Raw genomic sequence first — 13,241 nt, forward strand, 5'->3', positions numbered from 1 at the left:
GACTAAGTAAACTGCCCCCGGATAACTGCCAACGACCGCCATCGAACCCAACTTATGACAGCTCCGAAGCGCCTGACCGACCTCAAACGCGAAGCCATCATCCAGGCGGCGATCACCGAATTCCATGCCAGCGGGTTCGATATCACCAGCATGGACAAGATCGCGGCAACCGCCGGAGTGTCCAAGCGCACGGTGTACAACCACTTCCCCAGCAAGGAGGAGTTGTTCACCGAGATCATGCATAAGTTATGGGCGAGCATCAGGGCGCGGACGGACATTCTTTACCACCCCGGATTAACCCTGCGTGAACAGTTGCGGGAATTGTTGATGGCCAAGCTGCAACTGCTGGCCGATGACAACTTCCTCAACCTGGCGCGGGTCGCCATTGCCGCGACCCTGCATTCCCCCGAGCGTGCCCAGTACATGGTGGCGCGCATGGGCGAGCGTGAAGAAAGCCTGATGGTGTGGATTCGCTCGGCCCGGGCGGACGGCCGACTTAAGCCCCTGGACCCGGACTTCGCCGCCCAGCAGCTCCACGGCATGCTCAAGGCGTTTGCCTTCTGGCCACAGATCACCATGAACCGGCCGCCCCTCAAGGAAGACGAACAGCAGCGCGTCGTCGAGTCCACGCTGGACATGTTCCTGGCCTGCTATCAAGCCTGATTCCCTTCTCCCTCGGTTTGCTCCGACAGCGGATCTGCCGACCGCCATGACTTGCACCGAGTGCTCTGCAATGGGCATTTGCGTACGCTCGTTCCACTAAATGGCCTGCAAGGACACTGATTATTCTTGTTGGAATAAATGACAATATTCGCCGCCTTGCCCAATGAAGGGTGACGGCCAATAAAAACACCACAAAGTGTTTCAAACCCGGGCTCGCGCAGAACTTTATGGATAACCAACAAGGCAAAGGGCTGTCGTTTGCCAAACGTATTTACCTACCCAGGATCGTCGGGCTGGGGATTGGCAGCCTCAGCGTATTCGCCGGGTTGTACCCGCTGCCGCAACCGACCTGGGTTTGGCTGTTCCTGCTGTTCAACGGTTTTATCTGGCCGCACCTGGCGTACCTGATCTCGAGCCGCGCGGCCTTCCCCTACCAGGCCGAACGCCGCAACCTGCTGTGCGACTCGCTCTTCGGTGGTTTCTGGGCGGCGGCGATGCAGTTCAATCCGCTGCCCACGGTGACCATTCTGGCCATGATGGCGATGAACAACGTCGCGGCCGGTGGCCTGCGCCTGTTCATCCATGGCTCCATGGCACAACTGAGCGGGGTACTGCTGTCGTGGTTGCTGCTCGGTCCTGCCTTCACCGGGGATGCCACCCAGCTGCAGATCTACGCCTGCCTGCCGATGCTGACCCTCTACCCGATGGCGGTGGGTATGGTCTGCTACCGGCTGGCGATCAAGCTCTCCGAGCACAAGCGCACCCTCAGCGCGCTGAGCCGCACCGACAGCCTGACCGGCCTGCTCAACCACGGTGCCTGGAAAGACCTGCTGCACCTCAAGTTCACCAAGTGCCAGCAGCAACGCTGTCACGGCACCATTGCCTTGATCGACATCGATCACTTCAAACACATCAACGACAGCTACGGCCATATCCTCGGCGATGCCGTGCTGCATCAATTGAGCCGGGACCTCAAGCTCAACCTGCGCCAGGACGACCTGGCCGGGCGCTATGGCGGCGACGAGTTCTGCGTGATCCTGCCGACGACCTCGATCCAGCAGGCCCACGAAGTGATGGAACGACTGCGGCAAGTCTTCAGCAACTATCGCCATCCAGGCGTGCCGCCACTCCGGGTCAGCCTGAGTATCGGCCTGGCCGCCTGGCACCCGGGGCTGCGCGATGCCGCAATGTGGCTCATGGAGGCCGACAAGGCCCTGTATGCCGCGAAAAACACCGGGCGCAACAAAGTCGCTGCCGCCAGCCCGATCAACGACGCGCTCCTCGCGGTGTCCAGCGACTCCTGAAAAGTTGTACAAAAATGTAAAAAACCGCAGTTTTGTACAATTTTCACCCGCATCGCTCCACACCAAGCCGGCATAATGCCGCCATGCGGTTACCCAAAAAGCCGCGAGGCACATTCGCCGCCGTGCAACATAACGTCCCTAAATTGACTCGCAGGCCCAGCGTCTCACCTCAGGCGTTGAGCAAGGGTACGCGCCGGACAGGGGCGTGCCCTTCCAAGGGGTATCTGTCAGTCATGGAATGCTGGCATTGAGCAGACAAGGCCGAGGCCCAGGGGGCTTTCGGCATGCAGGCGCACACCAAAGGGACTGACTCCAGGTTTTTCCCACTGAGCACCAGCCATCATGCTATTCAACCGCCATAACAAAACCATCGACGCCTTGCACCACACCATCGCCCAGCAAGCCAGCCTGCTTGCGGCCATCGACCGTTCGATGGCGGTGATCGAGTTCGACCTGGAGGGCACGGTCCTGCGGGTCAACGACAACTTCCTCAAGACCATGGGCTATCGCGCGGAGCAGGTCATCGGCCACCCCCATCGGCAGTTCTGCAGTGCCGAATTCGCCCGCGGCAATCAATACCGCGAGCTCTGGACGCGCCTGAAAAACGGCCAGTTCCAATCGGGGACCTTCGAGCGCGTCAATGCCCAAGGCCAGCCGGTATGGCTGGAGGCCAGCTATAACCCGATCAGGGATGCCGACGGCAAGGTCTTCAAAGTGGTCAAGTACGCTCTCGACGTCACCGAGAAGGTCCAACAGGAAAGCGAGTCCAGGGGCAAGCTGCACGCCATCGACCGCGCCATGGCGGTGATCGAGTTCAACCTCGACGGCAGCGTCATCACGGCCAACCAGAACTTCCTCGATCGCCTCGGCTACAGCCTCGCCGAACTCAAGGGCAAGCATCACCGGATCTTCTGCAAGCCCGAGCTGGCCAACAGCAGCGCCTACCAGGACTTCTGGCAGCGTCTCAACCAGGGCGAGTTCTTCAGCGGGCAGTTCGAGCGTGTCGACAAACGCGGGCAATCGCTGTGGCTGGAGGCCAATTACAACCCGGTGTACGACGCCGCCGGGCGCCTGTGCAAGGTGGTGAAGTTCGCCTCCGACGTGACCGCGAGGGTGGAGAAACACGCCCAGGACGCCCAGAGCGCGACCCAGGCCTATCACATCTCGGTGGAAACCCGGCAAGTCGCCGAACAGGGCACCGCGGTGATCCAGCAGGCGGCCAGCGAGATGCGCCAGATCGCCGCCAACATCGAAGACTCCTCGACCCTGATCGCCAAGCTCGGCGAGCGCTCCGAGCAGATCACCGCCATCGTCAACACCATCCGCGCGATCGCCGAGCAGACCAACCTGCTGGCGCTCAACGCCGCGATCGAAGCCGCGCGTGCTGGCGAACAGGGCCGGGGTTTTGCCGTGGTCGCCGACGAAGTCCGGCAACTGGCCGCCCGTACCAGCGGCTCGACCGCGGAAATCTCGGGGATGATCGACATGATCCAGCAAGAAACCCAGCAGGCCATCAAAAGCATGGACGGGACCCGGGACCGGGCGGCCAAGGGCGTGGACCTGGCGGATCTGGCCGGCACGGTGATCCTGCAGATTCGCGACGGTGCCAGCGAGGCGGTACAGGCGGTGAGCATGTTCGCCAACGAGCGTACCGCGCTCTGAACCGGCGCCTCTGAATCAACGGTGGCGACGCCAGGGAAGGCGTCGGGCAACGGGCTATAGTGACCGGCAGTCCCATCGCCCCGAGCCCGTCATGAACCCGACCCCATCCGAAACCGCCTCAGCCGCCCCTGTCGACCACCTGCGTTTCCACCGTCCCCACGCCCATCTGGCCCCGACCTTCGGCACCGACCGCTTTGCCCTGAAGGCCGAAGCCTTCGCCCGCTTTTTCGGCACCCCGACCTTTCTCGGCGCGCAAACCCTGATCGTACTGATCTGGATCGGGCTCAACCTGAGCGGGGTGACGCACTTCGACGTCTACCCCTTCATCCTTCTCAACCTGGCTTTCAGCCTGCAAGCGGCCTATGCCGCGCCACTGATCCTGCTGGCCCAGACTCGCCAGGCCGCGCGCGACAAAGCCCAGACCGACGCCGATGCCCAGCACCGCGAAGCCATCGCTATCGCCAACAGCGAACGTCAGGCGCAAGCCGCGCAACACAGCGCGCAACTGCTCGAACTGCTGGAGCAGAACACCCGCCTGACCGAGATGACCAAACAGCTGAGCGAACGCATCGAGGGCCTGACCTCGGAAATGCACCGGCACGTCCTGCACAAGGACCCGCCCCAGGCATGACTCACTGCGGCGCGCGCAGACGCTGGCTCAATTCGTCGAACAGCGTCACCACCGCCCGCAACGCCCGGCAGTCGGCCCGGGTCAGCAACCAGAGCGCGGTGTCGCACCCCGGCAGCGGGTCGCTCAGGGGTTGCAGGGCGGTGGTGTCGTCGAGCAGGAAATCCGGCAACACCGCCACCCCCAGCCCGGCCTTCACCAGTTCGCTGACCGCCAGCATGCTGTTGCAGCGATAGCCCGGCACCACACCGGGCAACACCTGCCGGCGCCAGGCCACCGTGGCGTGGTCCGGGAGAAAATCGTCCGGAGCGATCCAGGTCAGCCCGGCCAGATCCGTCGAGGCGACCGACTGCCTGTAGGCCGGGCTGGCACAGACCCGGTAAGACACCGCCCGCAACTGCCGGCCCACCAGGTGCTCGGGTGGCGTGCGCGTCAGGCGCAGGGCCAGGTCGGCATCGCGGCGGCTGAGGTTGGCGAAATCATTGGAGGTGCTGAGCTCCAGGGCCAGTGCCGGGTAACGCGGCATGAAGTGCGCCAGCGCCGGCAACAACAGGCCCTGCAACACCGAGTCGGTACAGGTCAGGCGTACCGTGCCGCTGACCACCGCGCCGCCCTGCTCCACCCCGACCTGTGCCGCGTCCAGTGCCTGTTCCGCGCGTTCGGCCTGCTCGGCCAGGGTGCGGGCCAGGCCGGTGGGCAGGTAGCCGGCGCGGCTCTTGTCGAACAGCTGCTGGCCCAGCGCGGCCTCGAGGCGCCGCACCGCACGGAACACCGTGGACACATCGACCTTCAACAACGCCGCCGCGCGGGCCAGGGAGCCGCCACGCACCAGGGCGAGGATCAGCGACAGGTCGGAGTAGTCGAGCCGATAGTGCGTGGCTGCATTAATCACTTGGATAAACGCCAATATTAAGTGCGTGAGCGCCAATCTATAGTGGTGTCCAGCAACCGACAAGCGTTGGCCCTACCAGGAGAAATCCATGCCGCACATCGCACATCCGCCGACCCTGCACATCGCCCTGGTGGGCGACTACGACCCTCAGGTCATCGCGCACCAGGCCATTCCCCTGGCCCTGGAAATGGCCGCCGAGGAAACCAGCCTCAAGGTGCACTACCGCTGGCTGGCCACCGATAGCCTGACCAGCGACGCGCCACTGCAAGAGTTCGACGGCATCTGGTGTGTGCCCGCCAGCCCCTACCGCTCGATGGACGGTGCCCTGCGGGCGATCCGCTTTGCCCGCGAGCAGCAGCGGCCCTTCCTCGGCACCTGCGGCGGTTTTCAGCACGCGGTGCTGGAGTACGCGCGCAATGTGCTGGGCTGGGCCGATGCCGAACACGGCGAAACCCATCCCGAGGCCGAGCGCGCCGTGCTCACACCATTGACCTGCGCCCTGGTGGAAGCCACCGACAGCATTCACCTGTGCGCAGGCAGCCGCATCGCCGAAGCCTACGGCGAGCAGCAGATCAGCGAAGGTTATCGCTGTCGCTACGGGGTCAATCCGCAGTTCGCGGCGCAATTGCTCAAGCACGACCTGCGCCCCAGCGGCTACGACTCGGCCGGCGACCTGCGGGCGGTGGAACTGCGCGACCATCGGTTCTTTGTCGCCACCCTGTTCCAGCCAGAACGGGCAGCGCTCAAAGGCGTCGTGCCGCCCCTGGTCAGCGCCCTGCTCGCCGCTTGCCTGGAGCGTCATACATGATCGCCCGTACCCCCGAGGCGCCCTATTACGCGGTGATTTTCAGCGCCCAGCGCCGCGAGCCGGACCCGGTCTACGAGCAGGCCGCCGAACGCATGGTCGAACTGGCGCGGCAGCAACCGGGATTTCTCGGCCTGGAGTTCGCGCGTAACGAGGACGGCTTCGGCATCACGGTCTCCTATTGGCGGGACCAGGCCTCGATCCTCGCCTGGAAGCAGCATGCCGAACACCGCATCGCCCGCGAACGCGGGCGCAGCGACTGGTACGCGGCCTGTCACACCCGGGTATGCAAGGTCGAACGCGCCTACCTGTTCGAACGCTGAGACCTGATCGCCAGCCCAGCCACCGCGCATCCCGGTTATTGCGCCGCCGGCACCAGGCTGCGCACCGCCGAAATCTCCGGCAGGTCGGTGCGGCGCATGTACACGCGCAAGGGTTCGCTGATGTTGATGCGGTCGTCGATGTTCTGTTCCAGCAGCAACTGGATCAGCTCGCGCTTGAGCACCATGACCTGGCCCTCGGCGCTGGCCCAGACGAATTCGCTGGCGGGGGTGATGGCGTCGTCGGCGACGTCCATGCCGAAGGAGTCTTCGCTGAAGCGCACGATGTGCTGGCCGCTCTTGCGGTTGAAACCGACAAAACCCTTGAGCTGGTCGGCGGCCTGGCAGATGAGTTCGGATGTGATGCGCATGGTAAACCTCACTGAGTGTCCCGAAGGACAGGTGATCGATGGTTTACACGCCAGGCAAGGGTGGAAATGTTTTCGCGCTTCCCTCTGACGGGGAAACTTCAGGGCGCAAGCGTACTGCAAAGCACCCCACAAAAGCGTCGGAAAATTTGCCGCACCTGCAGATTTATGTCGGTTTCGCGATAGCACAACAGCCATTCAATTGTTAAAAGGTAGTCCTTTGAAAATCGCCCTCCACGAAAGGACCTCGACCATGCCTGCCACCTTCACCAAAAGCGCCCTGATGCTGAGCCTGATGCTTGGCCTGGGCCAGGCACAGGCCGCCAGCACAAGCCCCACCGCACTGGCTGTCAGCCAAGGCATTCCACACCCCGCGGTGATCGCTCACCGGGGCGCGTCCTTCGATGCACCGGAGTCCACCGCCGCCGCCTACAAACTGGCCCGCGACCTGGGCGCCGACTACCTGGAAATGGACCTGCAACGCAGCAAGGACGGCGTGCTGTTCGCCCTGCACGACAACAACTTGCAGCGCACCACCGACGTCGCCAGCAAGTTTCCCGAGCGCAAGGACAGCCCGGCCAACGCCTTCACCATGGCCGAGCTGAAAACCCTCGACGCCGGCAGTTGGTTCAACCAGGCCTATCCCGACCGTGCCCGTGCAAGCTACGTCGGCCTGAAGATCCTGACCCTCGACGAAATCATCGACATCGCCCAGAGCAACCCGCATCACAAACCCGGCCTGTACATCGAGACCAAGGAGCCCAAGCAGTTCCCCGGCATCGAGCACGACCTCAAGGAAAAACTCCAGGACCGCGGCTGGCTCAGCCCGGCCGGCTCCAAGCTGGCGAAAAGCGACCTGGCGGTAGGCCAGGGCAAAGGCAAGGTGGTGTTGCAGACCTTCGAGAAGAGCAGCCTGGAACTGCTGCAGAAAGAAATGCCCAAGGTGCCGAAGATCCTCCTGCTGTGGATCGGTGAAGGCGGCATGCAGCCCAAGTCCGACGTAACCTTCGCCAACAGCGGCGAGAAGGACAAGGCGGCCTACTACGCCAAGCAGGAACCCAAGGACAAGGCCGAGTTCGAGCAGTGGGTCAGCTACGCCAAGGCCCAGGGCGCCATCGGCACCGGCCCGTCGGCGGCACTCACCAATGGCGGCGACCAGAGTTACTTCGACCTGGTGCAACCCTGGATGAACCAGTTCACCCACGACCAGGGCCTGCTGGTGCACGTCTACACCATCGACGAGCCGGTGGACTTCAAGAAGGTCCTCGACTCCGGTGTCGACGGTATCTTCACCAACCGCGCCGCGGAGCTGCTCAAGTACGCCAAGCGTCCGGCCAGCGGCAGCGTCAGCCAGCTGCTCGAGGCCAACGGCTACTGAGCCGGTCGCCGTGCGCACGCCCGAGTGGACAGGCCAGCTGTGGCTCGGGCGTGACTACGGACTGATCCAGGGCGAGCTGGGGCGTACCGCGCCCCACGCCCACTACGCCCATCAACTGATCCTCGCCCCCGCCGCACCGGTCACCGTCAGCCTCGACGACCAGCCCTGCACCGCAAAGCATGTGTTCATCCCGGCCATGCAACGGCATGCGATCCTCGACGCGCCCGGGACCCTGTTCACCCTCTACGCCGAACCACTGACGATTGACGCCCAGGTCCTGCAACACAGCCTGCTGGGGGTCGAGCTGACGCTGCCGGCGCTGGCCGAGGCGCTGCAGCGTTGCCCGCGCCGAATCTTGCAGGACCGACGGATTGAAAAGGCCCTGGCCGCCCTCGACCGACAATTGGCCGGCAAGGTCTCGGCCAGCGCCCTGGCGGCCCATGCGCACCTGTCCCTGAGCCAGCTCGAACGGCTGTTCAGCGGCCAGCTCGGGTTGCCGGTGCGGCGCCTGGTGCTGTGGCGGCGCCTGCGCCTGGCAATGGGCCTGGTGCTGGCGGGCCAGGCCATCACCGAGGCGGCCCATGGCGCCGGGTTTGCCGATTCCGCGCACTTCTCCCGTACCCTGAAAACCCTGTTCGGTGTCACCGCGCGCCAAGCCCTGCAACACATCGAGCTGCGCCTGCTGGACTGACTCAACGGCGCAACGGCAAGGGCACCGGCGGTTCCTCATGCACGGCTTGCCTGCTGAAGGGTGCCAACAATTGTCGCCAGTACGCCTGCGGATAATCCGGCTGGCTGCCGATGCCCAGGTCGCCCTGGCGGATCGGGTAGGTCGAGGAATAAAACGCCGTGCCCAGCAGCCAGTCCCAGACATTCAGGAACAGGCCGAAATTCACATTGCCGGCGGTGCCGTACTTCATGTGGTGAAAGCGGTGCATCGGCGCCCAGGCAAACACCCAGCCCAGGGGACCGGGGCGCATGTCGACATTGGAGTGCTGCAACAGCAGCTGGATGGCAATGGCAAACGCCAGCAGTTGCGCCACCGGCAAGGGGACTCCCAAAAACAGCAGCGGCAACAGCCCGGCGCTGGCTTCCAGCAACTGATGCAGCGGGTGCTTCATCAAGCCGTTGAAGCCATACAAGCGCTGCACGCTGTGATGCACCGCATGCAGGCGCCACAGCCAGGGCAGCCGATGGCTGAAGTAATGCGCCAGGGTCAGGCCGCAGTCGGCGATGACCATCGCCAGCGCCAACTGCGCCCACAGCGACCAGCCGCGCGGCCACAGGCCATCGAACGCCAGCAGGCTCACCAGCCCCGGCAACAGCAGCAACCCCAGGGCGTTCAGGCTTTCATTGACCAGCGCGTGCAACACGTCGCGCAAGCGATCCTGCCGCGGGCGATTCCAGTCCACCTCATAGGGCAACCACCCTTCCGCGACAAAGGACACCCCCAGCGCCCCGGCGAACACCAGCAGCAACCAGCCCGGGGCCAGCCCCGGCGAGCCCATCACCCACACGCCAGCGCCGATGAAGCCGGCGAAAAACGCCGGACCGTACAAGCCTTTGATCATTGCTTTCATCACTGCCTCTCCTGTTCGAGAGCACAGCTTGAAAAACCCGAGGGCCACTGCGATTGAACAAACGGCGCAAAGCTTGCGCTGAATTAAGGGTGAATTAAGTTGTACCGGCTAACCTGAACCCACTTAAACGAATCACCCCAAGGAAAGACCCTATGAAAACGTTGACTGCCCTGTTCGCCGCTACCGCCCTGACCCTGACCGCTGGCCTGGCCCAGGCCGACGTGCGCCCGGACCTGATCCCGGGCCTGCTCAAGGCCGGCACCATCATGGACCTGGAAAAACTCAACCAGGCGGCCCTGGCCGAACACCCAGGCACCACCGCCGCCAACATCACCGATACCGAGCTTGAGCAGACCGCGGCCGGCGCCTACGTCTACCAGGTGGAACTGCGTGACGCCAAGGGCGTCGAGTGGGACGTCGATCTGGATGCCAAGACCGGCAAGGTCCTGAGCAACAAGCAAGACAAGTAATTCTTCAGGACAAAAAAAGCCGCGTGGCCGAAAGGCCACGCGGCTTTTTCATGCCCTGGCGCATCAGGCACTCAGGCGTGCCGTCACCTCATTCAACTGCCCCGACAGCTCGTGCAGGTTCTGACTGGCGCGCTCGGTGCGCTGCACGTTATCCAGGTTGGTGCTGGCGATCGTGGTGATCTCCGTCAGGTTGCGCGAGATGTCCTCGGCCACCGAGGTCTGCTCTTCCGCCGCCGTGGCGATCTGCCGGTTCATGTCGCGGATCGCCTCGACCGCCTCGGTGATCCGCTCCAGCATGGCGCCGGCCTGGGTCACCTGCTCGACGCTGGCATCGCTGCGCGCCTGGCCACTCTCGATCGCATGGGCAGCGTCCAGCGCGCCGGTCTGCACGCTCTGGATAATCTGGTTGATCTCGATGATCGACGCCGCGGTGCGCTGCGCCAGGCTGCGTACCTCGTCGGCGACCACAGCGAAACCACGCCCGGCCTCGCCGGCCCGGGCCGCTTCAATGGCCGCGTTGAGCGCCAGCAGGTTGGTCTGCTCGGCGATGCCGCGGATCACCTCCAGCACCTTGCCGATACGCCCGCTGTCGGCCTCCAGGCGGCGGATCACCTCGGCGGTGTTGGCGATTTCGCCACGCATCAGGGTGATGGTGTGGATGGTGCCCTGCATCACCTGCTCGCCCTGCTGGGCCGATTGGTCGGCGTCATCGGCGGCGCGCGCCGCATCCGCCGCATGGCGCGCCACTTCCTGGGCGGTGGCGGACATTTCATTCATCGCCGTGGCGACCTGATCGGTGCGATTGAACTGATCGTTGGTGCCCTGGGACATCAGGGTGGCAATCGCATTCAGCTCGCCGCTGGAGCTGTCCAGGTCGGTGGCGCTGCGCTGCAGGCGGCTGAAGGTTTCAGCGAGGAAATCCCGCAAGGTGTTGGCGGCCACCGCCAGCTTGCCCAGCTCGTCCTGACGGCTGCTGGCCACGCGCTCGGCAATCCGCCCACGGCTGAGTTGCGCCACGTAGTCGATCAACTGGCGGATCGGCTCCACCAGGCTGCGGTTGACCAGCCACAGGCTCAGCAGGCCAATCAGCAAACCCGAGGCCAGCATCACCAGCAGGCCGATCCACACCGTGCGCTGGGCGGCGGCGCTGATGTCGCGCGACCGCTCGCTGCCCTGCTTGCGCAGCTCGCTCACCAGTTCGCTCATCTGCTCGCTGGTGGCGCGGTCCACGCCCTTGACCGCGGCATCGCCGGCGGCCGGATCGGCACCGGCGGCGACAAAGGCATCGCGGCCTTTCTGGTACGCCGTGCCCAGCAGCCGGTGCTCTTCACGCAAGCGCTCGATACGGCCCTTGAGCGCCGCATCGATGCCGGGCTCGGCCGCCAGCTGGCCAAGAATGCCCTGCACATCGCGCTGGCGATCCTCGAACTGCTGCCAGTATTTGCTCAGGTCGGCGCTCTGCTTGCCACGCAGCAACACGTTTTTCCATTCCTGCACCTGGACCTTGAATTGCAGGTTGGCTTCATCGATCAACTGCGAGGTGCGCAACGGCCCCTCGATCAGTTCGCGATAACTTTGCACGCCGTTGGACAGGAAGTGAAAACACGCCAGCGCGATCAACAGCACCGCCAGCAGGCTGCCGCTCAACAAAGCCAGAACTTGCGCTCTCAGGGATTTTTGCAAGGACATCGAATGAGATCTCTCAACAGGGATAGAGCACGCCCGAGGCGGGCATGGGTAGCGTGCGAACATCCCTGTCAGGCAAACCGGGGCAAGCCGATCGCGCAGTCGTCGTAGGCGTGATCGGCCTGAAAGAGGCTTTCTTGAGCGCCTCCGACAGCCGGTTATAACCGCCGAATATTGCACTTCGAATCGTCACAAAATAGTCATGAAGCCTTGCGATGATCGGGCTCAAGTGAACCTGTAAAACCGCCTACAGGTGCCTTCCCACCTGCGAGCCTCCATGAACCACAGCATCGACCATGCCCATCGCGATTCGGATCTGTTCGGCCTGCTCTACGGCTTTGCGTTTCGCCCCGGCGAGCGGGGTCGCGAACTGGATTCGGCCAAGGCCCTGCAAGCCCTGCAACAGCCGGACGATGGCGAGGCGTTTCTCTGGCTGCACCTGAACCTGGCCCATGCCGCCTGCGAACGCTGGATGCAAACGCACCTGGCCCTGCCCGAGGAATTCTTCGAGGCCTTGCACGAAGGCTCGCGCTCGACCCGTATCGAGCATGTGGATTCGGCCCTGCTGGCGGTGGTCAACGACGTGGTGTTCAACTTCGGCAGCATGGTTTCCTCGGACATCTCCACCCTGTGGGTCTGTGTGCGCAGCCGGCTGATCGTCAGCGCACGCCTGCAACCCTTGCACTCGGTGGACAAGCTGCGCTCCTCGGTCAAGGCCGGCGAACGTTTTCGCTCGCCCCTGGAACTGCTGGTGCACCTGCTGCGCGACCAGGGCGAAGTACTGACCCAGATCGTGCGCAAGACCAGCCTCAACGTCGACCAGATCGAAGACCAGTTGCTGGCCGCGCGGATCTCCACCAACCGTGCCGAGCTGGGGGCCATGCGCCGGGTGCTGGTGCGCCTGCAACGCCTGCTGGCGCTGGAGCCGGGCTCGCTGCTGCGGCTGCTCAACCGTCCGCCGCAGTGGCTGCAGAAGGAGGACGTCAAGGAGCTGCGCAAGTCCACCGAGGAGTTCGCCCTGATCATCAACGACCTCACCGCCCTCGGCGAACGGATCAAGCTGCTGCAGGAAGAAATCGCCGCCAATATCAACGAACAGACCAACCGCACCCTGTTCACCCTGACCGTGGTCACGGTGCTGGCGCTGCCGATCAACATCATCGCCGGCTTCTTCGGCATGAACGTCGGCGGCATTCCCTTCTCCGAGGACCCGGAGGGCTTCTGGATCCTCGTCGCGCTGGTCGCCACCTTCACCGTCATCGCCGGCCGCTGGGCGTTTCGCAAGCGCCAGGATATGTAGGCCGCCGCATGTCGTAGGAGCGAGGCTTGCCCGCGATGGCGCCGGTGATTACCCAACCGTGTCAGGAGCCTGGCCCGGTAGCGTTTGTCATGACCTCATCGCGGGCAAGCCTCGCTCCTACGACCAGAGGTTAAAGGATTCACCCAAACACTGACCTGAGGCAGCCTCTCTGTAATATTTGGCAA

14 protein-coding genes are annotated in these 13,241 nt (G+C 63.9%); 10 read left to right on the forward strand and 4 right to left on the reverse strand.

Going from position 1 to position 13,241, the window contains the following annotated elements; genetic code table 11:
• The first annotated feature begins 54 nt into the window (after positions 1–54).
• From J4E58_RS25870 to J4E58_RS25885, 4 genes are all read left to right on the forward strand, one after another.
• A complete protein-coding gene (locus tag J4E58_RS25870) occupies positions 55–663 on the forward strand; it encodes a TetR/AcrR family transcriptional regulator (protein ID WP_087090395.1) in 609 nt (202 codons plus the stop codon).
• A gap of 227 nt (positions 664–890) precedes the next feature.
• A complete protein-coding gene (locus J4E58_RS25875) occupies positions 891–1,967 on the forward strand; it encodes a diguanylate cyclase (RefSeq protein ID WP_087090393.1) in 1,077 nt (358 codons plus the stop codon).
• A gap of 342 nt (positions 1,968–2,309) precedes the next feature.
• Positions 2,310–3,629 (forward strand): methyl-accepting chemotaxis protein, encoded by a 1,320-nt coding sequence (locus tag J4E58_RS25880; protein ID WP_087090391.1) that lies wholly within the window; start codon positions 2,310–2,312, stop codon positions 3,627–3,629.
• 91 nt (positions 3,630–3,720) lie between these two features.
• On the forward strand, positions 3,721–4,260 hold the full coding sequence (locus J4E58_RS25885; RefSeq protein WP_007925179.1) for a DUF1003 domain-containing protein: 540 nt from the start codon (positions 3,721–3,723) through the stop codon (positions 4,258–4,260).
• Between the two features lies 1 nt (position 4,261).
• On the opposite strand, the gene J4E58_RS25890 is transcribed toward J4E58_RS25885, so the two are convergent.
• Positions 4,262–5,149 carry a LysR family transcriptional regulator gene (locus J4E58_RS25890; protein ID WP_062826251.1) on the reverse strand — a complete coding sequence of 296 codons (888 nt, stop codon included), beginning with the start codon at positions 5,147–5,149 and terminating at the stop codon, positions 4,262–4,264.
• A gap of 88 nt (positions 5,150–5,237) precedes the next feature.
• On the opposite strand from J4E58_RS25890, the gene J4E58_RS25895 reads away from it, so the two are divergent.
• Both J4E58_RS25895 and J4E58_RS25900 read left to right on the forward strand, forming a co-directional pair.
• A complete protein-coding gene (locus J4E58_RS25895) occupies positions 5,238–5,957 on the forward strand; it encodes a CTP synthase (protein WP_087090389.1) in 720 nt (239 codons plus the stop codon).
• The gene (locus tag J4E58_RS25900; protein ID WP_087090387.1) at positions 5,954–6,277 is read left to right on the forward strand and encodes an antibiotic biosynthesis monooxygenase; all 324 of its coding nucleotides are present in this window, start codon (positions 5,954–5,956) and stop codon (positions 6,275–6,277) included. Before J4E58_RS25895 ends, J4E58_RS25900 begins: the two co-directional genes overlap by 4 nt.
• A gap of 35 nt (positions 6,278–6,312) precedes the next feature.
• On the opposite strand, the gene J4E58_RS25905 is transcribed toward J4E58_RS25900, so the two are convergent.
• Positions 6,313–6,645: a DUF2025 family protein gene (locus J4E58_RS25905; RefSeq protein ID WP_009045181.1), complete on the reverse strand. Its 333-nt coding sequence runs from the start codon at positions 6,643–6,645 to the stop codon at positions 6,313–6,315.
• 250 nt (positions 6,646–6,895) lie between these two features.
• Here J4E58_RS25905 and J4E58_RS25910 point away from each other — a divergent pair, with 250 nt between their 5' ends.
• Positions 6,896–8,020 carry a glycerophosphodiester phosphodiesterase gene (locus tag J4E58_RS25910; RefSeq protein ID WP_087090385.1) on the forward strand — a complete coding sequence of 375 codons (1,125 nt, stop codon included), beginning with the start codon at positions 6,896–6,898 and terminating at the stop codon, positions 8,018–8,020.
• 10 nt (positions 8,021–8,030) lie between these two features.
• Positions 8,031–8,711 (forward strand): helix-turn-helix domain-containing protein, encoded by a 681-nt coding sequence (locus J4E58_RS25915; RefSeq protein WP_087090383.1) that lies wholly within the window; start codon positions 8,031–8,033, stop codon positions 8,709–8,711.
• A gap of 1 nt (position 8,712) precedes the next feature.
• On the opposite strand, the gene J4E58_RS25920 is transcribed toward J4E58_RS25915, so the two are convergent.
• Positions 8,713–9,600, reverse strand: coding sequence for a sterol desaturase family protein (locus tag J4E58_RS25920; protein ID WP_087090381.1), 888 nt, complete (start codon positions 9,598–9,600; stop codon positions 8,713–8,715).
• A 152-nt stretch (positions 9,601–9,752) separates the two neighbouring features.
• Between J4E58_RS25920 and J4E58_RS25925 the strand changes: the two genes are divergently transcribed.
• Complete coding sequence (locus J4E58_RS25925) at positions 9,753–10,070, forward strand: PepSY domain-containing protein (protein ID WP_007925169.1); 318 nt, start codon at positions 9,753–9,755, stop codon at positions 10,068–10,070.
• A 63-nt stretch (positions 10,071–10,133) separates the two neighbouring features.
• Here the strand turns inward: J4E58_RS25925 and J4E58_RS25930 are convergent, their stop codons facing one another.
• Complete coding sequence (locus tag J4E58_RS25930) at positions 10,134–11,759, reverse strand: methyl-accepting chemotaxis protein (RefSeq protein WP_087090379.1); 1,626 nt, start codon at positions 11,757–11,759, stop codon at positions 10,134–10,136.
• 274 nt (positions 11,760–12,033) lie between these two features.
• On the opposite strand from J4E58_RS25930, the gene J4E58_RS25935 reads away from it, so the two are divergent.
• Positions 12,034–13,056: a transporter gene (locus J4E58_RS25935; RefSeq protein WP_009045186.1), complete on the forward strand. Its 1,023-nt coding sequence runs from the start codon at positions 12,034–12,036 to the stop codon at positions 13,054–13,056.
• The last annotated feature ends 185 nt before the right edge of the window (positions 13,057–13,241 follow it).

Source organism: Pseudomonas sp. FW305-25 (assembly GCF_017351415.1).
Taxonomy (GTDB): domain Bacteria; phylum Pseudomonadota; class Gammaproteobacteria; order Pseudomonadales; family Pseudomonadaceae; genus Aquipseudomonas; species Aquipseudomonas chlororaphis.

What these genes read in the sequence shown, in the direction of transcription:
- J4E58_RS25870 (WP_087090395.1), top strand. Translation starts at nt 55, where the DNA reads ATGACAGCTCCGAAGCGCCTGACCGACCTCAAACGCGAAGCCATCATC.
- J4E58_RS25875 (WP_087090393.1), top strand. Translation starts at nt 891, where the DNA reads ATGGATAACCAACAAGGCAAAGGGCTGTCGTTTGCCAAACGTATTTAC.
- J4E58_RS25880 (WP_087090391.1), top strand. Translation starts at nt 2,310, where the DNA reads ATGCTATTCAACCGCCATAACAAAACCATCGACGCCTTGCACCACACC.
- J4E58_RS25885 (WP_007925179.1), top strand. Translation starts at nt 3,721, where the DNA reads ATGAACCCGACCCCATCCGAAACCGCCTCAGCCGCCCCTGTCGACCAC.
- J4E58_RS25895 (WP_087090389.1), top strand. Translation starts at nt 5,238, where the DNA reads ATGCCGCACATCGCACATCCGCCGACCCTGCACATCGCCCTGGTGGGC.
- J4E58_RS25900 (WP_087090387.1), top strand. Translation starts at nt 5,954, where the DNA reads ATGATCGCCCGTACCCCCGAGGCGCCCTATTACGCGGTGATTTTCAGC.
- J4E58_RS25905 (WP_009045181.1), bottom strand. Translation starts at nt 6,645, where the DNA reads ATGCGCATCACATCCGAACTCATCTGCCAGGCCGCCGACCAGCTCAAG.
- J4E58_RS25910 (WP_087090385.1), top strand. Translation starts at nt 6,896, where the DNA reads ATGCCTGCCACCTTCACCAAAAGCGCCCTGATGCTGAGCCTGATGCTT.
- J4E58_RS25920 (WP_087090381.1), bottom strand. Translation starts at nt 9,600, where the DNA reads ATGAAAGCAATGATCAAAGGCTTGTACGGTCCGGCGTTTTTCGCCGGC.
- J4E58_RS25925 (WP_007925169.1), top strand. Translation starts at nt 9,753, where the DNA reads ATGAAAACGTTGACTGCCCTGTTCGCCGCTACCGCCCTGACCCTGACC.
- J4E58_RS25930 (WP_087090379.1), bottom strand. Translation starts at nt 11,759, where the DNA reads ATGTCCTTGCAAAAATCCCTGAGAGCGCAAGTTCTGGCTTTGTTGAGC.
- J4E58_RS25935 (WP_009045186.1), top strand. Translation starts at nt 12,034, where the DNA reads ATGAACCACAGCATCGACCATGCCCATCGCGATTCGGATCTGTTCGGC.